This is a genomic window from Aeromonas sobria, from assembly GCF_050266975.1.
Lineage (GTDB): Bacteria > Pseudomonadota > Gammaproteobacteria > Enterobacterales > Aeromonadaceae > Aeromonas > Aeromonas sobria_B.
Genome location: NZ_JBKISU010000126.1, coordinates 1 through 299, shown reverse-complemented (window position 1 = coordinate 299; position 299 = coordinate 1). Strand labels below are relative to the sequence as shown.

The 299-nt window shown below is 63.5% G+C and carries 1 protein-coding gene; it reads right to left on the bottom strand.

The window, feature by feature from the left end; genetic code table 11:
• Positions 1-299 (bottom strand): hypothetical protein (locus tag ACLHZ1_RS20745; RefSeq protein WP_427263558.1); only part of this gene is annotated, 299 nt, incomplete at both ends.

Here is a 299-nt window from a genome sequence, read left to right as displayed (position 1 = left end):
TCGCTGTCTATCAGGCTCACCGCAAAGTTTTCAAACAGGCTGTTGTTGCCGTCAGCAGTGGGATGCGCTTCGTTGTCCAGCAAGCTGTAGCTGTAGCTCACCAGCCCGGTGCCCGCGTCGTAACCGGTGATGGTCAGGGTGTTGCCCAGCGGAGTGGTCACGCTCTGCGGCAAGCTGGCCACCACGCCACCACTCACCAGGCTGATGCCCCCCACGCTCAGGGTCTGTACCCCGTCCGGCGCGCTGATGTTGAAGCTGCCGGTGACCGTGGTCGCGTCCTTGGGATTGTCCGACCCCGC